The organism is Pseudonocardia sp. EV170527-09, from assembly GCF_008369905.1.
Classification (GTDB): Bacteria; Actinomycetota; Actinomycetes; order Mycobacteriales; family Pseudonocardiaceae; genus Pseudonocardia.
Genome location: NZ_VRMC01000036.1, coordinates 37395 through 56240, shown reverse-complemented (window position 1 = coordinate 56240; position 18846 = coordinate 37395). Strand labels below are relative to the sequence as shown.

Genomic DNA, 18846 nt, shown 5'->3' with positions numbered 1-18846 from the left:
AGGACAGAGCACTGTCCCCGGTCCCGGCAGCCGTGTCATGATCGCGCCCGGGCCAACGACACGTCAGGTCGTCCATCAACCGACACCACAGCCCGTCCCCGGACACTCGGCCGTGAGCTGCGGTCGGCCATCCCCGCCGGCCCCTCGGCCCGGTAGCGGTCGGACCACTTCTTGGCGGTCCGCGCGGAGACCATGAACATTGTCGCGGCCGCGGTGTGGGTCCAGCCGTGCTCGACGACGAGTTGAGCGAGCCGCAGCCGGGCGCGCGGGGTCAGAGCGGCGTTAGCGTGGGACACGAAGGCCTCCGGTGGGTGAAGCGGTTCCTAGACAGCTCCACTTCACAACCGGAGGCCTTCGTCTGTCAGCCAGACTCACCGCCCCCGGACGGGACAACCTCCCTGGACATCACATCTAGACGGCGGTATGCGATGGCATGTGCGCGTGCCGATGCCGTTGTATGACGCTATCTAGTGTTCAGACGAGAGACCGGTACAGGGTCTGATCGACGGTCGATGAACTCGTCTGCATTTCTCTCGGGTCGATCCGAGACGGGACTAGAGGGCGCTACGTGCGCCCGCGCGCTCGGGTCGTCTGCGGCTCTCTAGTGCGTGCGCGAGACAGCCGGAGAGAGCCCGAGGTGCCGTCGACCGTGCCGCCCGCGCGATCTGCGTCCGGGGCACCGGCCGGGGCCGTGGCAGGGTGGGCCCATGAGCGGTGTGGCGGTGGTGACCGGGGCCGGGTCGGGCATCGGCAAGGCGGTGACCCGCGGTCTGCTCGACGCCGGCTGGCGGGTCGCCCTGGCCGGTCGCCGGCGCGAGCCCCTGACCGAGGTCGCGGCGGGCCGCGACGGGACGCTCGCCGTCCCCACCGACGTCACCGACCCCCGGTCGGTCGAGGCCCTGTTCGCCGCGGTGCACGAGCGCTGGGGTCGGGTCGATCTGCTGGTCAACAACGCCGGCACGTTCGGCGCGGGCGGCACCGTCGACGAGATCTCCGTCGACGACTGGAACGCGGCCGTCGCGGTCAACCTCACCGGCTCGTTCCTCTGCGCCCGGGCGGCGTTCGGGGCGATGCGCGGCCAGGACCCGCAGGGTGGCCGGATCATCAACAACGGCTCGATCTCCGCGCACGTCCCCCGGCCGGGCAGCGCGCCCTACACCGCCACCAAGCACGCGATCACCGGGCTGACCAAGTCGCTCTCCCTCGACGGCCGCCCGTTCGGCATCGCCTGCGGACAGATCGACATCGGCAACGCGGCCACCGAGATGACCGCGGGCATCGCCACCGGCGCGAAGCAGGCCGACGGCTCGGTCCGGCCGGAGCCCACCTTCGACGTCCGGCACGTCGCCGACGCCGTGGTCTCCATGGCCGGGCTCCCCCTGGAGGCGAACGTGCAGTTCCTGACCATCGCCGCGACGACGATGCCCTGGCTCGCCCGCGGCTGAGGATCGTCTCGTTCTGAGACTTCCGTCACCCCCTGTCGCGGGGGACACTGGGCAGATGACCCGGACGATGCACGTCCTGCGCCTGATCGTGCACGCCAGATCACGCCAGCCGGTGCTGCTGCTCGGCGAGGCCGACGGCGACCGCTGCGTGCCGGTGTTCCTGCGGCCACCGCAGGCCGAGGTCATCGCCGTCGGCCCGCGGGACGACGAGGGTACCCCCCTCACCCAGGACGTGCTGCTCCCGGTCGTCGAGGCGCTCGGGCGCACCCTGGAACGGGTGGAGATCTCCGACCTCGTCGACGGCGTCTACACCGCCGAGCTGGTCTTCGACGGCGACACCCGGCTGGTGGTGCGCCCCTCGGACGCGTTGGCGCTGGCCGTGCGCGAGGGGCTGCCGATCGGGATGGCCGAGCACGTCCTCGACGAGGTCGGCCAGGCCGTCGACGACGTCCTGCCCCCCGACGGCGACGACACCACCGGCGCCGCCGCGCAGGCCCGCGCCGCCACCGCCGGTCCGGCGGACGCCCCACCGGAGCAGCAGATGCAGGAGTTCCGGGAGTTCATCGACGAGGTGTCCCCGGAGGACTTCCGCTAGACCGCCGCCGCCGGCGCCGCACCGGCCCACAGCTCGGCGTAGCGCCCGCCCCGGGCCAGCAGCGCGGTGTGGTCCCCGCGCTCGACGATCCGGCCCTGTTCGAGCACGAGGATCTCGTCGGCGTGGCGGACGGTGGACAGCCGGTGCGCGATGACGAGCGCGGTCCGCCCGTCCAGCGCCTCGGCCAGCGCCGCCTGCACCGCGGCCTCCGACGTCGTGTCCAGGCTCGCCGTGGCCTCGTCCAGCACCACGATCCGCGGGCGTGCCAGCAGCACCCGGGCGATCGTCATCCGCTGGCGCTCCCCGCCGGAGAGCCGGTACCCCCGCTCCCCGACGACCGTCGCGAGCCCGTCCGGCAGCGACGCGACCAGGCCGTCGAGCCGGGCCCGGCGCAGCGCCGCCCACAGCTCGGCGTCCGTCGCCTCCGGTGCCCCGATCCGCAGGTTCGCCGCCACCGTGTCGTGCAGCAGGTGCCCGTCCTGGGTCACGAACCCGACCGCGCGGTGCACCGACGCCGCGGTCAGCTCCCGCACGTCGACGCCGCCGATCCGGACCGCCCCGGAGGTGACGTCGTAGAGCCGGGCGAGCAGCTGGGCGACGGTGGACTTCCCGGCCCCCGACGACCCGACGACCGCCACCACCGCCCCGGGCGCCGCGAGGAACGACACGTCGTGCAGCACCTGCTCGCCGCCGCGGGTGTCGAGCGTCGCGACCTCCTCCAGCGACGCCAGCGACACCTGGTCGGCGGTCGGGTAGGCGAACGAGACCCGGTCGAACTCGACGCCGACCGGCCCGTCGGGCACCGGGCGCGCGTCCGGGGCGTCGGTGATCATCGGCTCCAGGTCGAGGACCTCGAGCACCCGCTCGAAGCTGACCAGCACGGTCATGATCTCCATCCGGGCCCCGGCCAGCGCGGTCAGCGGCTGGTAGAGCCGGGTCAGCAGCAGCGCGAGCGCCACGACGTTCCCCGCGGACAGCGCCCCGGCCAGCGCGAACCCGCCCCCGACGCCGTAGACGACGGCCACGGCCAGTGACGACGCGAGCGTCAGCGCCGTCACGAACGTCCACTGCAGCATCGCCGAGCGCACCCCGATCGCGCGGACCCGGTCGGCCCGCTCGGCGAACTCCGCGGACTCCTGATCCGGGCGGCCGAACAGCGTGATCAGGGTGGCGCCGGGCGCGGAGAACCGCTCGGTCATCCGGGTGCTCATCGCCGCGTTGTGGTCCGCGGCCGCCCGTTCCAGCGCGGCCAGCCGCCGTCCCATCAGCCGGGCCGGGACCAGGAACGCCGGCAGCAGCAGCGTCACCAGCAGGGTCACCGGCCAGGAGATCACCAGCATCGCGGCGAGCGTCAGCGCCAGCACGACGACGTTGGACACCACCCCGGCGAGGGTGTCGGAGAACGCCCGCTGCGCCCCGAGGACGTCGGAGTTCAGCCGGGACACCAGGGCGCCGGTACGGGTGCGGGTGAAGAACGCGACCGGCATCCGCTGCACGTGGTCGAACACGGTGGTCCGCAGCTGATGGATCAGGCTCTCGCCGAGGTTCGCCGAGTACCAGCGGGTCAGCATCGACAGCGCCGCCTCGACCAGGGCGACGGCCGCCATCAGACCGGCCAGCAGTGCGAGCACCGACAGCGGCTCGCCGCGGGTCACCGCGTCGGTGGCCCGCCCGGCCAGCAGCGGCACCGCCACCGTCAGCACGGCGGCGGCGGTGCTCACGGCGAGGAACGCCGCGATCCGCCGCCGGTGCGGCCGGGCGAAGTCCAGGATCCGGCGGGCCGTCTCCCCGGCCGGGCGGGTGCGCCTGCCGGGCTCGGTGCTCGCGGTGCGCAGGGCCGTCCAGGTGCTCGCGTCCATGGTGCGGGACGCTAAGAACTGAAGCTGACTTCAGGTCAAGAGTCGGACGTCATGCGGTCGCGAGCTCGGGCTCCTCGTTCAGGTCGGGCAGCGTCCACGGCCGCGCGACGGCGACCAGCGCGATCCCGGCGAGCGCGATCGCACCGAACATCGCGGTGCCCATCGCGGCCGCGTCGTTGCCGAGCAGCCCGACGACCGGGGACGTCGCCGCGCCGATCCCGAACTGCAGCGACCCCAGCAGCGCCGACGCCGTCCCGGCGGACTCGCCGTGCCGGGCCAGCGCCAGCGCGGGCGCGTTCGGCAGGACGAAGCCGCAGGCCAGCAGCAGCGCCCACACGCCGGCGAGCACAGCGGGCAGCCCGCCGGTGCCGGTCGCGGTGAGCACGGCCAGCACGAGCCCGACGAGCACCCCGGCGGCGACGGCGACCGACATCACCCGGCGGGGCTCGACCCGGCGCAGCACCACCGGGTTGAGCTGGGTGCCGACGACCAGCCAGATCGCACCGGCACCGAAGGCGATGCCGAACGTCTGCTGGTCCATCCCGAACTGCTGCTGGTAGACGTACGCGGCGCCGGAGACGTAGCTGAACAGCGCGCCCATCGCGAGCCCCGCGACGAGCACCAGCCCGACGAAGGTCCGGTCGCGCAGCAGCCCGCCGTAGGTCCGCAGGGTGGCGCCGAACCGGGCCGACCGGCGTCGGGAGACGGGGAGGGTCTCGGGCAGCCCCGCGGTGACCACGGCCAGCATGACCAGGCCGTAGCCGGCCAGGAACAGGAACACCCCGCGCCAGGAGACCCAGTTGAGCAGAGCCGCACCGAGGGTCGGGGCGAGCACCGGGAAGGCGCCCATCACCAGGATCAGCCGCGAGAGCATGGTCGCCGCGGCCCGGCCGGTGAACAGGTCGCGCACCACGGCGAGGCCGATCACCGCGCCGGCCGAGGCGCCGACGCCCTGCAGGACCCGCAGCACCGCCAGCACCTCGATGCTCGGGGCGAGGGCGACCAGCGCCGAGGCCAGCACGTGCACGGCGGTGCCGGCGAGCAGGAGCCTGCGGCGGCCGTAGGCGTCGGACAGCGGGCCGATCACCAGCTGGCCGAGCGCCAGCCCGGCGAGCGTGCCGGTCAGCGTCAGCTGCACGACCGGCTCGGACGCGACGAGGTCGCGCCCGACGTCGGGCAATGCGGGCAGGTAGGTGTCGATCGTGAGCGGGCCGAGTGCGATCAACGCACCCAGGATCAGCGCGATCCGTAACCGGCTCGGCGCCGTGACTGCGGTCGTGGTCACCGGTGTGTCCCCCCTCGTGTGGCCGCACGGTGCAACCACACGAGGGGTGACGCCGATTCCGCCCGGGGGTCACCGGGCGGGTGAGCACGCCCACACGTCGATCAGCGGGTGGCGGGCTCCAGCCGGACCTGGACCCACTTCGACGTCGGGCACCGCGACGACTCAGCGTAGGACTCCAGCGGGATCAGCGGGTTCGTCTCCGGGTAGTACGCGGCGATGCAGCCCTTCGGCGTCGAGTAGGACACCAGCCGGAAGTCGTCGGCGCGCCGCTCGCTGCCGTCGGTCCACTCGCTGACCAGGTTCACCCGGTCGCCGTCGGCGAAGCCCAGCTCGCGCAGGTCGGCGTCGGAGATGAACACGACCCGACGACCGGAGTGGATGCCGCGGTAGCGGTCGTCCAGGCCGTAGATCGTGGTGTTGAACTGGTCGTGGCTGCGCAGGCTCTGCAGGACCAGGCGGCCCTCGGGCAGGGTCACCACCTCCAGCGGGCTGACGGTGAACTCCGCCTTGCCCGACGCCGTCGGGAAGGTGCGGCTGTCCCGGGGCGGATGGGGGAGGGTGAACCCGCCGGAGCGGGCGACCTTCTCGGTGTAGGCCTCGCAGCCCGGGACGACCCGGCCGATCCGGTCGCGGATGCGGTCGTAGTCGGCGGCGAAGTCGGCCCACGGGACGAGGTGGTCCGCGCCGAGGGTGGCCCGCGCGATCCCGCACAGGATGTCGACCTCGGACCGCAGCAGCTCACCGGCCGGCTCCGAGCGGCCGTGCGAGGCGTGCACCGCCGACATCGAGTCCTCGACGGTGACCCGCTGCGCCCGGCCGCCGGTCAGGTCCTTCTCCGTGCGGCCGAGGGTGGGCAGGATCAGCGCGTCGGTCCCGGCGACGACGTGCGACCGGTTCAGCTTGGTGGAGATCTGCACGGTCAGCGCGCAGCGCTCCAGCGCGGGCTCGGTGACCCCGGTGTCCGACATCGCCTGGGAGAAGTTGCCGCCCAGTCCGACGAAGACGCTCGCCCGCCCGTCCGCCATCGCCTGCACCGCGGCGACCGAGTCGTAGCCGTGCTCGCGGGGCGGCTCGAAGCCGAACTCGTCGCGGATCGCGTCGAGGAAGCTGTCCGCGACCCGCTCCCAGATGCCCATCGTGCGGTCGCCCTGCACGTTGGAGTGGCCGCGGACCGGGCACAGGCCCGCGCCCGGCTTGCCGATCATGCCCTGGAGCAGGGCGACGTTCACCAACTCCTTGATGGTGGCCACGGCGTTGCGGTGCTGGGTGATGCCCATGGCCCAGCAGTTCACGATCCGCTTCGAGGTCGCGAGCATCTCCGCGGCCTTCTCGATCTCGCCCCAGGTGAGCCCGGTCGCGGCGACGACGGCGTCGCGGTCCAGGTCCTTCACGTGCGCGGCGTAGGCCTCGAATCCGTGGGTGTGGCGCTCGATGAAGTCGCGGTCCAGCACACTGCCCGGGTTGCGGTCCTCGGCGGCCAGCAGCAGGTGCCCGAACGCCTGCCACAGCGCGAGGTCGCCGCCCGAGCGGATCTGCAGGAACTCGTCGGCGAGGTGGGTGCCGATGCCGCTCATGCCCCGCACGGTCTGCGGGTTGTCGAACTTGAACAGCCCGGCCTCGGGCAGCGGGTTGACGGCGAGGATCCGCGCGCCGTTCTTCTTGGCGATCTCCAGCGCCGAGAGCATGCGCGGGTGGTTGGTGCCCGGGTTCTGCCCGGAGATGACGATCAGGTCGGCGTCGTGCAGGTCCTGCAGCGAGACCGAGCCCTTCCCGATGCCGATCGCCTCGGCCAGGCCGACCGAGGTCGACTCGTGGCACATGTTCGAGCAGTCGGGCAGGTTGTTCGTGCCGTAGGCGCGGGCGAACAGCTGGTAGACGAACGCGGCCTCGTTCGAGGCCCGGCCGGAGGTGTAGAACAGCGCCTCGTCCGGGCTCGACAGGCCGCGCAGGTGCGTCCCCACCAGGTCGAACGCGTCGTCCCACGAGATGGGCTCGTAGTGCGTGCCGCCGGCCCGGCGGACCATCGGATGGGTCAGCCTGCCCTGGCTCTCCAGCCAGTGCGCGCTGCGCTCCCGCAGGTCGGCGATGGAGTGCTCGGCGAAGAACTCGGGGGTGACGCGACGGTTGTCGCCCTCCCAGGCCACGGCCTTCGCGCCGTTCTCGCAGAACTCGGCGGTGTGCCGCTCGCCGGGTGCCGGGTCCGGCCAGGCGCAGCTCATGCAGTCGAAGCCGTCGACCTGGTTCATCGTGAGCAGGTTCGTGGCGGACTTCACCACGCCCTGTTCGGCGAGGGAACGCTTCATGGAGATGGCAACGGCCTTCGCCCCGGCGGCGGAGGTCTTCCGCTCCGAGACGCGCAGATCGGACTCCTCGGTGTCGACCGGGGGGTGGATCGGGGCGCTGTTGACCGGGGTGGGGGACACGGGCACCTCATCTGGAACACAACGACGGCGGAACGGGCCAGATTACCCACGGAGGCGGGGCAGGGAAACGATGCTGCCCCGCCGTGGGACGTGACGACCAGCCGGTCCGCGGATGCGCGGGAAAGGTCAGGGCCGCCCCGCGGCCGCGGCGCGCCGGTGGCTCCCCGCCACCTGCCGGGTGGCGACGCTGATCCGGTTCCAGGCGTTGATGGTCGCGACGGAGACGACCAGCTGGGTCAGGGCCTTCTCGTCGAAGACGGCGGCGGCCTCGTCCCACACCGGGTCCGGCACCGCGTCGGGGCGGTCGGCGAGCCGGGTGAGCTCCTCGGTCAGGGCGAGCGCGGCGCGCTCGGCCCTGCTGAACCACGGGGCCTCCCGCCAGGCGGCGACGGAGAGCAGGCGCTCCACGCTCTCCCCGGCGTCGAGCGCGTCGTGGGAGTGCATGTCCACGCAGAACCCGCAGCCGTTGACCTGCGAGGCGCGCAGCCGCACGAGCTCCTGCAGGGCGCGGGGGAGGACGGTGTCGTCGCGGGTGGAGGACTCCAGCGCGAGCAGCGCGCGGTAGCCGTCCGGGACGTGGCGGTAGGGCCGGGTGATGCGCGGTTCCACGAGGGTCTCCTCCGGGTAGGTGGTGGCCGTGGCCGGTGCGGTCACGGTGCGAGTGCGGCCCGGACGCGCTGCGGCGCCTCCGGGGCGGTGCGGACGACGTCCGCGGCGACGTCGGCGAGCGAGCGGCCGGCCAGCTCCCGGCGCCAGGCCAGCTCGGCCGAGCGCATGGACAGCGCGATCGCGCAGTGGCCGGAGTAGTCGAGCGACGGGTCGCCGCCCGGTGCCGCTCCGAGGATCGAGGTGCAGCGGAACGCGTCCTCCGGTCCCTCGACCGCGACGACGACGTCGAGCAGCGACACCTGCTCCGTCGGTCGGGCGAGCCGGAAGCCGCCGCGCGGGCCCGGGACGGACTCGCAGATCCCGGCCCGGACCAGCGTCTGCAGCTGCTTGTTCAGGTACGCGGCCGGCAGGTCGTAGAACCCGGCGAGCCGGGCGCCGGGCACCGCGTCACCGACCCAGGCCAGGTTCAGGCAGCAGTGCAGCGCCCATTCGACGCCCTGTCCCATCCGCATAATCTGGACACTACGCATCCCGGATATGAGATGTCCAGGAATCGACGTGATCATGGTCTCGTCGAGTATGTCCGACAGATGACGGCAAACGCATCGATGTAAGCGGACAGTTACAGGTACCGCCCGAACCTGGAAATCGGGCGCACCGGTCTTCCACTGTCGGTCCGTACGAAAGCCCCCCGAAGGAAGGAACCACCATGGACAAGCGTCGTATCGCCGGTCTGGCCGCTGCTGCCGTCGCCGCCCCGCTGCTGATGCTGGGTCTCACCGGCACCGCCAGCGCGGCCGAGATCACCCCGATCGCCGAGGTCGTCGACAGCACCGTCGCCGACCTGTCGTCGACCCTCGGCGCGGTCCTCGACGCCCTGGGCCTCGCGGCCTGACCCAGGCCCGACGACGGACGGCCGGCCCCGGGTCACCGGGGCCGGCCGTCGTCGTGTCGTGTCGTGTCGGGAGCGTGTCAGCCCGCCTCGACCTGCTCGGTCAGCGGCTCGGTCGGTCGCCCGGGGGCCGGGGCCCAGGCCTCGTCGTCCAGCATCGGGCAGGCCAGCCACTCGTCCGGGATGCCGAAGCCGTCGACCAGCGTGCGGGCGTACGGCCGCAGCTCCCGGCACAGGCCGTTGACCAGCGGCCGGATCGAGCGGGACTCGGCGGCGGTGAGCCGCCCGGTCTCCAGGTACCAGGCCCGCTCGCGGTCGATCACGCTCAGCACGTGCAGGTCGTAGACCCGCTCCAGCAGCGCCCGCACCGCCGGGTCGTCGATCGTGGCGAGCTTGTCGGCGAAGGAGCGCTCGACGAGGGTGTCCACGTGCGCCCGCGCGGCGACGAGCAGCAGGTCCTGCGCGGAGTTGAAGACGGTGAACTCGTCGTTGCCCTTGCGCATCGCGGGGGCGAGGTTGCGGATCGCGGCGGCCAGGGTGTCCGCGCGGCGGATCTCCAGCAGCTCCCGGCGGCGCCTGCGGTCGGTCAGGTCGATCCCGCGGAACGGGATCCGCCGGGTCAGCGACGCGGCGCCGGTCCGCTCGGCGAGCACCCCGGCGAGCTGACGCCCGAGCAGCGGCGCGATCTCGAGCGGGTTGCCCTTCTTGATCGTGCGGCCGTAGTCCGACAGCAGCTCCTTGGCCAGCAGCTGCAGCAGGACCGTGTTGTCACCCTCGAAGGTGGTGAACACGTCGGTGTCCGCCTTGAGCGCGGGCAGCAGGTTCTCCTCCAGGTAGCCCGCGCCGCCGCAGGCCTCGCGGCAGGTCTGGATGGTGTGCGTGGCGTGCCAGGTGGCGATCGCCTTGATGCCCGCCGCGGACTGCTCCAGGGTGCGCTGCTCGCGCGCACCGACCGGGCCCGCGCCGGGCGCCTGGATGTCGTGCATCCGCTTCACCAGGTCGTCCTGGGTGAAGTGCAGCGCGTACGTGGTCGCCAGCGCGGGCAGCAGCTTCTGCTGGTGGGCCAGGTAGTCGAGGACGGCGATCTCCTCGCCGGTCGCCGGGTCGGCGAACTGGCGGCGGCGCTCACCGAAGCGCACGGCCAGGGCGAGCGCCTTCTGCGCGGCCCCGCCGGCACCGCCGGCGACCGAGATCCGGCCGCGGACCAGGGTGCCGAGCATGGTGAAGAAGCGAGCGGTCTCGTTCTCGATCGACGACGAGTACGTCCCGTCCGGGGCGACGTCGGCGAAGCGGTTGAGCAGGTTCTCGCGTGGGATGCGCACGTGGTCGAAGGTCAGCCGCCCGTTGTCGACGCCGTTCAGGCCCGCCTTGCGCCCGTCGTCGCCGATGGTCACGCCGGGCAGGGGGTTGCCGTCGGAGTCGCGCAGCGGCACGAGGAAGGCGTGCACGCCGGGCTTCTCGTCGCCGGTGACCAGCTGGGCGAACACCACGGCCATCCGGCCGTCGCGCGCGGCGTTGCCGATGTACTCCTTGCGTGCCTGCGGGTACGGGGTGTGGACGACGAACTCGCCCGCCGCGGCGTCGTAGGTGGCCGTGGTGTGCAGGTGCTGCACGTCCGAGCCGTGGCCGGACTCGGTCATCGCGAAGCAGCCGAGCAGCTCGCCGTCGATGATCTTGCGAAGGTACTGCTCGTGGTGGCGCTCGGTGCCGAGCACCTGGACGGCGCCGCCGAACAGTCCCCACTGGACACCGGCCTTGACCAGCAGCGACAGGTCGCCGTAGGCGAGCATGGCGAACGCGGTGACCACGCCGCCGACGTCGCCCTCGCCGCCGACGGACGGGTCGAAGCCGGTGTGCGGGCGGCCGGAGGAAGTCAGGAACTTGAGCGAGTCGGTGATGTGCCCGCGGTAGTCGGCCGAGGACAGGTCGGGGTTCGCGCGCATGTCGGCGTTGGCCGCGAGCTGCTCGCGGGTCTGCTGCCGGACGTGCGCCCACCGTCCGTCGACGACCGTGCGGAGGGTCTCCGCGGGGATCAGGTCGGGCGTGGGAAGGGTGCTGGTCTGGGCGTTCACGGGTGAACCTCCTGCACGTGCGATGCCAGGCCGGAGAGTCCGGACCAGGCCAGGTCGGTGAGATGGGTGGCGAGCTGCTCGCGCGGGGTGCCGTCGGGGCGGGCGAGCCAGTCGTCGGCGGCGCCGCGCACCAGGCCGACGATCGCGTGGCCCCAGATGCGGGCCGCGGCCCGCCGGTCGGTCTCCCCGGGGGCCGGGTCGGCGAGGTTGCCGGCGATGACCGCGGCCACCTCGTCCCCGATCACGGTCACGAGGTCGTTGACCGGGTCGTGCCCGCCGTCGGTGGCGGGGCTGCGGCGCGCGGTTCCCTGGGTGAGCAGCGGGCGCTGTACCACGAACCGGTACAGCTCCGGGTCGATCTCGATGAGTCTCAGGTAGGCGTCGATGCCGGCGGCGACGGCGGCGCGCGGCCCACGGCCGGAGTCGGCCAGGGCCGCGGCGGTGGCCCGGCGGACCTCGGCGAGCAGGACCCCGGCCACCGACTCGCAGATCGCGGTGTAGAGGCCGGTCCGGTCGCCGAAGTGCCGGTAGATCACGGTCTTGCTGGTGGCGGCGGAGGCGGCGATCTCGTCCATCCCGATGCCGGCGCCGTGCCGGCGGATGGCGCCGATCGCGGAGCCCACGAGTGCGGCCCGCCGCTGCTCGCGGTGGGCGTCCCATCGGCTGTCGCGCTTGTCCCGTCCGGCCTTCACGAAACCCATAGTACCGTGTACCTTGAGTACCGGCTACCCCGTGGTAACGACGAACCACGACCCGATGCTCCGCCCACCGGGGCCCGCGCGCAGCGCGGTCACCCCGATCGGGTGGGGCGGGACCCGAACCCAGGAGGGACGACCCCCATGCCAGCCAGCACCCGGCGCGCCGCCGTCATCGGCGGCAACCGCATCCCGTTCGCGCGGGCCAACGGTGCCTACGCCGGCGCCTCGAACCTCGACATGCTCACCACGACGCTCGACGGTCTGGTGGCCCGCTTCGGGCTGGCCGGCGAGCGCCTGGGTGAGGTCGTGGCCGGCGCCGTGCTCAAGCACTCCCGCGACTTCAACCTGACCCGCGAGGCGGTCCTCGGCTCCCGGCTGAGCCCCGCCACCGCGGCCTACGACGTGCAGCAGGCCTGCGGCACCGGTCTGGAGGCGACCATCGCCGTCGCCAACAAGATCGCGCTCGGCCAGATCGAGTCCGGTGTCGCCGGTGGCGTGGACACCGCGTCCGACGCGCCGATCGCCCTGAACGACGACCTGCGGCGCGTGCTGGTCAAGCTCAACGCGGCGAAGACCACGATGGACCGGCTCAAGCTGGTGGGGCAGCTGCGCCCGGGGCAGATCGTGCCGGACATCCCGGAGAACTCCGAGCCGCGCACCGGCCTGTCGATGGGCGAGCACGCCGCGCGCACCGCCCTGGAGTGGGGCATCGGCCGCACCGAGCAGGACGAGCTCACCGTGCGCAGCCACCACAACCTGGCCGCCGCCTACGACCGCGGCTTCTTCGACGACCTGGTCACGCCGTACCTGAAGCTGACCCGGGACAACAACCTGCGCGCCGACTCCTCGGTGGAGAAGCTCGCGAAGCTCAAGCCGGTCTTCGGCAAGGGCCCCGACGCCACGATGACCGCGGGCAACTCGACCCCGCTCACCGACGGTGCGGCCCTGGTGCTGCTCGGCTCCGACGAGTGGGCCGCCGAGCACCGGCTGCCGGTGCTGGCGCACGTGGTGGACGCCGAGACCTCCGGTGTGGACTACGTCCACGGCCCGGACGGGCTGCTCACCGCGCCGGTGTTCGCCGTGCCGCGGATGCTGGAGCGCAACGGGCTGTCCCTGCAGGACTTCGACCTGTACGAGATCCACGAGGCCTTCGCCTCGGTCGTCCTCGTGCAGCGCAAGGCCTGGGAGGACCCCCGCTTCTGCAAGGAGCGCCTGGGTCTCGACGCGCCGCTGGGCGCGATCGACGACGACAAGCTCAACGTCGCGGGCTCCTCGCTCGCCGCGGGGCACCCGTTCGCCGCGACCGGCGGCCGGATCGTCGCGACCCTGGCCAAGCTCCTGCGGGAGAAGGCCGACACCGAGAAGAAGGACCAGCGCGGCCTGATCTCGATCTGCGCCGCCGGCGGCCAGGGCGTCGTCGCGATCCTGGAGGCAACGGCATGAGCGACCTGCTCGCGACCCTGTCCAACACCCCGATCGCCAAGCAGCTCGGGCTGCCCACGGTGCCGACGCTGCGCCGGCACCGCCCCGGGGACCCGCTGCTGGCCGGCCCGGTGCTCGTCGCGGCCGTCGGCGAGGGCCGGTTCGCCAAGGCGCTCACCGCGTTCGTCGAGAGCCACGGTGTCCCCGCGCTCGCGGCGGCCGGGGAGGACCGGCTGTACGGCGTCGTCCTGGACCTGTCCGGTGCCACGACGCTGGCGGACCTCGCCGCCGCCCAGCAGATCCTCACCCCCGCGGTGAAGAAGCTCGGCCCGTCGGGCCGGGTGCTGCTGATCGGTGCCGAGCCGGGTGAGGCGTCCGGTGCGGAGGCGGCCGCCGTCGCCCAGTCGCTCGACGGCCTGGTCCGCTCGATCGGCAAGGAGCTGCGCTTCGGCGCGACGGCGAACCTGCTCGTCGTGGCCTCCGACGTCACCCCGGCCGCGATCGACTCGTCGGTCCGGTTCTTCCTGTCGGCCCGCTCCGCCTACGTCGACGGCCAGGTCGCGCACGTCGCGGCGCCGGTCGGGACCCCGCAGGAGCCGGCCGAGGTCGACGACCCGCGCGCCGAGGAGCAGCCGCTCGCCGGGCGCATCGCGGTGGTCACCGGTGCGGCACGGGGCATCGGCGCGGCCATCGCCGACACCCTGGCCCGCGACGGCGCGACGATCGTCGCCGTCGACATCCCGGCGGCCGGTGAGGGACTGGCCCGCACCGCGAACCGCACCGGCGGCACCGCGCTGCAGCTGGACATCACCGCCCCCGACGCGGCGGACCGGCTGCTCGGGCACCTCGCCGACCGGCACGACGGCGTCGACATCGTGGTGCACAACGCGGGCATCACCCGCGACAAGCTGCTCGCGAACATGACCGCCGACCGCTGGAACTCGGTGCTCGCGGTCAACCTGGGCGCCCAGCTGACGATCAACGAGGCGCTGCTGGCCGAGGGCTCCCCGCTGCACGAGGCGGGCCGCGTGGTCTGCGTGTCCTCGCAGTCGGGCATCGCGGGCAACCGCGGCCAGACCAACTACGCCGCCTCCAAGGCCGGTGTGATCGGCATGGTCCGGGCGCTCGCCCCGCGCTTCGCCGAGCGCGGTGCGACGATCAACGCCGTCGCACCCGGGTTCATCGAGACCGACATGACCGCGAAGATGCCCGTCGCCACCCGCGAGGGCGGCCGCCGGATCAACTCCCTCAAGCAGGGCGGGCTGCCGGTGGACGTCGCCGAGGCCATCGGCTGGTTCGGCCGCGCCGAGTCCGGCGGACTCAACGGGCAGACCGTGCGGGTCTGCGGCCAGTCGATGCTGGGGGCCTGATGACCGTGACCGAGGATCGGAAGGTCACGGAGCTGCCCGGCCCGCCGTCGCTGGGTCAGTACTACGCCTCCGCGGCCGCCCGGGCGGCACTCCCCGGCGGTTCCGGCCGGTCGCTGCCCGCGACCGAGCTGGTCCGCCGCGGCGTCACGGTCGAGCAGGGACACCTCGCCGACTACGCCCGGGTCTGTGGGTTCCGGGTCGGCAACGCCCTGCCGGTGACCTACCCGCACATGTTGACGTTCCCGCTGCAGGTCGTGCTGATGGCCGGCCGGTCGTTCCCGCTGCCGCTGCCCGGTCTGGTGCACATCGCCAACCGGATCACCGTGCACCGGGCGATCACCCCGACCGAGACGCTCGACGTCCGGGTGTGGGCGCAGCGGTTCACCCGGCACCCCAAGGGGGCGCAGGTCGACCTGATCGGTGAGGTCTCCGCGGACGGGGAGACCGTCTGGTCCGGCCGCAGCACCTACCTGGCCCGCGGGGCGAAGGCCCCGGACGGCCCGACGGGCGGCGACGACACGGACGACACGGCCGGCACGGCCGACATCGCCGAGCCGCCGGTGCCCACCGGGCCGGCGAACGCGCTGTGGCGGGTCCCGGGCGACATCGGACGCCGCTACGCGGCCGTCTCCGGTGACGTGAACCCGATCCACCTGCACTCGCTCACCGCGAAGGCGATGGGCTTCCCGCGGGCGATCGCGCACGGCATGTGGACCGCGGCGCACGCCGTCGCCGCGCTGGAGGGCCGGATCCCCGACGCCTGCACCTACGACGTCGTGTTCCGCAAACCGGTGCTGCTCCCGGCGAAGGTCGAGCTCGTGACCGGGTCCGACGCCAAGGGAGCGTGGGGTCTGGCGCTGCGCAGCGCCAAGGACGCGGAAAAGCTGCACCTGGTCGGCCGCGTCAGCGGGTAGACCGGAGGCATGGACACGGGACGACGACGTGGGACGACCCGATCGGGTGGGCAGGTCTGCTCACCCGATCGGGTGGCTCTGGATCGGTCCACAGGCCGGTTCAGCAACGTTTCCCCGATGACGAACGTCTTCCCGTGTGTCCATCATTCGTCACCGGACATCCGTGAGGAGGCCATGCGATGAACGACGACATCTCGATCGAGAACGACGAGCAGCACGACGACGAGTCCCACATCGTCCGCGGACTCGACTGAGTCACCGGAGGAGCTCGTCCCGGCGCGGTGGAACCCACCGGTGTCCGTGGACCGGCACGGGTTCGCGCAGAACCTCGATCAGGAGCTGCGCCACCCGCACACCCGGATAGTGTCGGGCCCATGCTGGTCGAGCGCATGCGCCCGTTCACCTCGACGATCTTCACCGAGATCTCCCGCCTCGCGGTCGAGACCGGTGCGATCAACCTCGGCCAGGGTTTCCCGGACACCGACGGTCCGGCTTCGCTGCTCGCCGACGCGGCCGCCAACATCACCGAGCGCGGCCGCAACCAGTACCCGCCCGGCCCGGGCGTGCCCGCGCTGCGCGAGGCCGTCGCGGCGCACCAGCACCGCTGGTACGGCCTCGATGTCGACCCGGCCGATGTCGTCGTCACCACGGGGGCGACCGAGGCGATCGCCGCGACCCTGCTCGGACTCTGCGGACCCGGCGACGAGGTCGTTGCGTTCGAGCCCGCCTACGACTCCTACGCCGCGGCCGTCGCGCTGGCCGGCGCCACGCTCCGCACCGTGCCGCTGCTCCCGCCCGGGTTCGGCTTCGACGACGACGCGCTGGCTGCCGCGTTCTCCGACCGCACCCGGGTGGTGCTGGTCAACACCCCGCACAACCCGACCGGCGCGGTGCTCACCCGCGACCAGCTGACTCGGGTCGGGGAGCTCGCGGTCGCCCACGACGCGGTGGTCGTCACCGACGAGGTGTACGAGCACATGGTCTTCGACGACGCGCAGCACGTCCCGATGGCGTCGCTGCCCGGCCTCGCCGACCGCACCCTCACGATCTCCTCGGCCGGGAAGACCTTCTCGGTGACCGGCTGGAAGGTCGGCTGGGTGCACGGCCCGTCCGAGCTGGTCGCCGCCCCGCGCGCGGTCAAGCAGTTCCTCACCTTCCACGGCGGGGCGCCGTTCCAGCCGGCCGTGGCGCACGCCCTCGGCCTCGGCGACGACTTCTACACCGGCCTCGCGGCCGATCTCGCCCGCAAGCGCGACCTGCTGGCCGACGGGCTGCGGGCGGCCGGGTTCGACGTGCTCACCCCGCGCGGCACCTACTTCGTGACCGCGGACCCGCGCCCGCTCGGCTACGACGACGGCGTCGACCTGGCCTGGAAGCTCCCCGGCCTGTGCGGGGTCGCGGCCGTCCCGGTGTCGGTGTTCTGCCCGTCGCCGCAGGCTGCTGCGGCGCACCGGCCGTACGTGCGGTTCGCCTTCTGCAAGCGCGACGACGTGCTGGAGCAGGCCGCCGAGCGGCTCGCGGGGCTCCGGCCGTGAGCGCCGTCGTCTCCGGCGGTGAGCTGTCCGCCCCGGCCGGTCAGCGACCCGCCCGCACCGCCCGCTTCACGCTGACGACCAGCAGCGCCGACATCGCCGTCCACACCACGACCGACTGCACCGACAGGATCGGCAGCGCCACCACCGGCGCCAGTGTGTAGGCCAGCGTGATCCGCAGGGTCGCCTCCAGTGCCATGACCAGGGCGGCGGCCCCGGTCGCGCGGCGCAGCGTCCGGCGGAACACCGGGTTGGCGTCCCACTGGCGCTCCATCAGCGCGGGCAGGTCGGGGCGCTGGGCGCCGCCGAAGAACCGGCACACGTGGAACATCAGCGGGCGAGGCCCGACCACCAGCGACCCGGCGAGCAGGAGTCCGAACGCGACGCTCTGGATCGCGTCGCGGGCGACGGCGAACCGGGCGTCGCCGCTGAGCAGCGATGTCACCAGTCCGGCCGCGATGGTGACCAGCACGATCACCCCGATCGGGTTGAGCCTGCGGTGCCGCACCGCCTGCACCAGGACGTTCAGCGCGGGCGGCAGCGCGGACCAGGCCAGCGCGGCGACGTCGGACATGCCCTGTCCGGTCAGCACCACGTAGACCAGGTACGGCAGCCCCGCGTCCACCAGCAGCGAGATCGCCGTCTGCCGCAGCACGGTGCCGCGGCCCGCGGCGGGCGCCGGCGCGGTCGGGGGAGTGGTCGGGGGAGTGGTCGGGGGAGTGGTCCGGGGAGTGGTCGCGGTCATCGGATGGCTCCTGCCGTCGCGGGGGTCGGACCTCTCCGACACTCCCGCGCGAGGGCCCCCGCCGGATCCACCCCGGGATCGACCCCGGGTGGAGATCCGGGCTCCACCTCGCCGCCCGGACACGACGACGCCCCCGTCCCCGTCGCGGTGCGACGGTGGCGGGGGCGGTCGACGTACCCGGCCGGGTCGCCGCGGAGGGCGACCGGCGGGTCAGACGCGGGCGGTCCGCTGCGCGGCACCCGGCCACATGCGGGCACCGACGGCGCCGCCGATCGCCGCGGCGACGGCCGAGACCCCCATAGCCAGGACCGACCAGCCCGCGGCCTCACGGGCGAGGCCGACGACACCCGCGCCACCCGTGCCGAGGCCCGGGAACGCCGAACCGGCGTAGCCGGCGAGCGCGCCGCCCCCGGCCAGGGCCAGCCCGACCAGCAGCATCGTGGTCAGGACCCAGACGGCCAGGGCGTTGACCACGCCGTCGGCCGGGTTGTCCCACACCGTCGACGAGCCGGTCGCCATCCCGCCGAGGAAGAACGCGAGCAGGCCGATCACCACCGAGACCACGGCCGCCGTCGTCGTGCCGGGGGCGCCACCGATGGTGAGCCAGCCGAAGGCGAAGAACAGCAGCTGCAGGACGATGTTGACCGCGAACGTGGTCAGCGCGCCGATCCACACCGCGCCCCAGCGGATGCGGTCCAGCCGCGGGCCGCCGGCGATCGGGACACCGCCCGCGTGGTGGACACCGCCCGTACGGGGGTCCACGGCCGAGTGCTCGTGCCGGTGCTCGGTGTGCAGGGTGTCGGTGTGCGCGGGGTCGGCGTGCCCGGGGGCGACCGCGCCCGCGTGCTCCGCCGGTCCGCCCGCGGTCCTGCCGTACGTGCTGGTCATCCGGTGTTCCCCTCTGTGTGACGACCCGGCGCGAGCCGGACCGTCGGTGACGTGCGTCCTACCCGGAGCCAGTACCCGTGAGGTGCGGGCCACAACG

At 73.2% G+C, this 18846-nt stretch carries 17 protein-coding genes; 7 read left to right on the top strand and 10 right to left on the bottom strand.

The window, feature by feature from the left end; translation table 11 throughout:
* Window positions 1–35: 35 nt before the first annotated feature.
* Window positions 36–296 (bottom strand): leucine zipper domain-containing protein, encoded by a 261-nt coding sequence (locus FVA95_RS13500; RefSeq protein ID WP_370460864.1) that lies wholly within the window; start codon window positions 294–296, stop codon window positions 36–38.
* A 411-nt stretch (window positions 297–707) separates the two neighbouring features.
* Between FVA95_RS13500 and FVA95_RS13495 the strand changes: the two genes are divergently transcribed.
* Window positions 708–1445 (top strand): SDR family oxidoreductase, encoded by a 738-nt coding sequence (locus tag FVA95_RS13495; RefSeq protein ID WP_149664524.1) that lies wholly within the window; start codon window positions 708–710, stop codon window positions 1443–1445.
* A 55-nt stretch (window positions 1446–1500) separates the two neighbouring features.
* On the top strand, window positions 1501–2040 hold the full coding sequence (locus FVA95_RS13490) for a bifunctional nuclease family protein (RefSeq protein WP_060713990.1): 540 nt from the start codon (window positions 1501–1503) through the stop codon (window positions 2038–2040).
* Here FVA95_RS13490 and FVA95_RS13485 read toward each other — a convergent pair.
* The 5 genes from FVA95_RS13485 to FVA95_RS13465 all read right to left on the bottom strand — a co-directional run bounded on the left by FVA95_RS13485 (window position 2037) and on the right by FVA95_RS13465 (window position 8728).
* Window positions 2037–3899, bottom strand: coding sequence for an ABC transporter ATP-binding protein (locus tag FVA95_RS13485; protein ID WP_149664523.1), 1863 nt, complete (start codon window positions 3897–3899; stop codon window positions 2037–2039). The two genes, FVA95_RS13490 and FVA95_RS13485, sit on opposite strands and share 4 nt — an antisense overlap.
* Window positions 3900–3948: 49 nt before the next feature.
* Complete coding sequence (locus tag FVA95_RS13480) at window positions 3949–5184, bottom strand: multidrug effflux MFS transporter (RefSeq protein ID WP_149664522.1); 1236 nt, start codon at window positions 5182–5184, stop codon at window positions 3949–3951.
* 101 nt (window positions 5185–5285) lie between these two features.
* Complete coding sequence (locus tag FVA95_RS13475; protein ID WP_240051459.1) at window positions 5286–7607, bottom strand: FdhF/YdeP family oxidoreductase; 2322 nt, start codon at window positions 7605–7607, stop codon at window positions 5286–5288.
* A gap of 126 nt (window positions 7608–7733) precedes the next feature.
* On the bottom strand, window positions 7734–8216 hold the full coding sequence (locus FVA95_RS13470) for a carboxymuconolactone decarboxylase family protein (RefSeq protein ID WP_060714985.1): 483 nt from the start codon (window positions 8214–8216) through the stop codon (window positions 7734–7736).
* A gap of 41 nt (window positions 8217–8257) precedes the next feature.
* Window positions 8258–8728, bottom strand: a complete 471-nt coding sequence (locus tag FVA95_RS13465) for an Rrf2 family transcriptional regulator (RefSeq protein WP_149664520.1) — start codon at window positions 8726–8728, stop codon at window positions 8258–8260.
* Between the two features lie 197 nt (window positions 8729–8925).
* On the opposite strand from FVA95_RS13465, the gene FVA95_RS13460 reads away from it, so the two are divergent.
* A complete protein-coding gene (locus FVA95_RS13460; protein ID WP_020622302.1) occupies window positions 8926–9111 on the top strand; it encodes a hypothetical protein in 186 nt (61 codons plus the stop codon).
* A 77-nt stretch (window positions 9112–9188) separates the two neighbouring features.
* Here the strand turns inward: FVA95_RS13460 and FVA95_RS13455 are convergent, their stop codons facing one another.
* Both FVA95_RS13455 and FVA95_RS13450 read right to left on the bottom strand, forming a co-directional pair.
* Complete coding sequence (locus FVA95_RS13455) at window positions 9189–11180, bottom strand: acyl-CoA dehydrogenase (protein ID WP_149664519.1); 1992 nt, start codon at window positions 11178–11180, stop codon at window positions 9189–9191.
* Window positions 11177–11881: a TetR family transcriptional regulator gene (locus tag FVA95_RS13450; RefSeq protein WP_020622300.1), complete on the bottom strand. Its 705-nt coding sequence runs from the start codon at window positions 11879–11881 to the stop codon at window positions 11177–11179. The genes FVA95_RS13455 and FVA95_RS13450 overlap by 4 nt, the downstream gene beginning before the upstream one ends.
* Window positions 11882–12019: 138 nt before the next feature.
* Between FVA95_RS13450 and FVA95_RS13445 the strand changes: the two genes are divergently transcribed.
* From FVA95_RS13445 to FVA95_RS13430, 4 genes are all read left to right on the top strand, one after another.
* Window positions 12020–13321 (top strand): acetyl-CoA C-acetyltransferase, encoded by a 1302-nt coding sequence (locus FVA95_RS13445; RefSeq protein ID WP_149664518.1) that lies wholly within the window; start codon window positions 12020–12022, stop codon window positions 13319–13321.
* Window positions 13318–14670, top strand: coding sequence for a 3-oxoacyl-ACP reductase (locus FVA95_RS13440; protein WP_149664517.1), 1353 nt, complete (start codon window positions 13318–13320; stop codon window positions 14668–14670). Before FVA95_RS13445 ends, FVA95_RS13440 begins: the two co-directional genes overlap by 4 nt.
* A gap of 5 nt (window positions 14671–14675) precedes the next feature.
* Complete coding sequence (locus tag FVA95_RS13435) at window positions 14676–15584, top strand: MaoC/PaaZ C-terminal domain-containing protein (RefSeq protein WP_240051458.1); 909 nt, start codon at window positions 14676–14678, stop codon at window positions 15582–15584.
* Between the two features lie 374 nt (window positions 15585–15958).
* Window positions 15959–17119 carry a pyridoxal phosphate-dependent aminotransferase gene (locus FVA95_RS13430; RefSeq protein WP_149664515.1) on the top strand — a complete coding sequence of 387 codons (1161 nt, stop codon included), beginning with the start codon at window positions 15959–15961 and terminating at the stop codon, window positions 17117–17119.
* A 40-nt stretch (window positions 17120–17159) separates the two neighbouring features.
* Here FVA95_RS13430 and FVA95_RS13425 read toward each other — a convergent pair whose 3' ends face one another.
* Complete coding sequence (locus FVA95_RS13425; RefSeq protein WP_149664514.1) at window positions 17160–17861, bottom strand: VC0807 family protein; 702 nt, start codon at window positions 17859–17861, stop codon at window positions 17160–17162.
* 210 nt (window positions 17862–18071) lie between these two features.
* On the bottom strand, window positions 18072–18749 hold the full coding sequence (locus FVA95_RS13420) for a hypothetical protein (RefSeq protein ID WP_149664513.1): 678 nt from the start codon (window positions 18747–18749) through the stop codon (window positions 18072–18074).
* Between the last annotated feature and the right edge of the window lie 97 nt (window positions 18750–18846).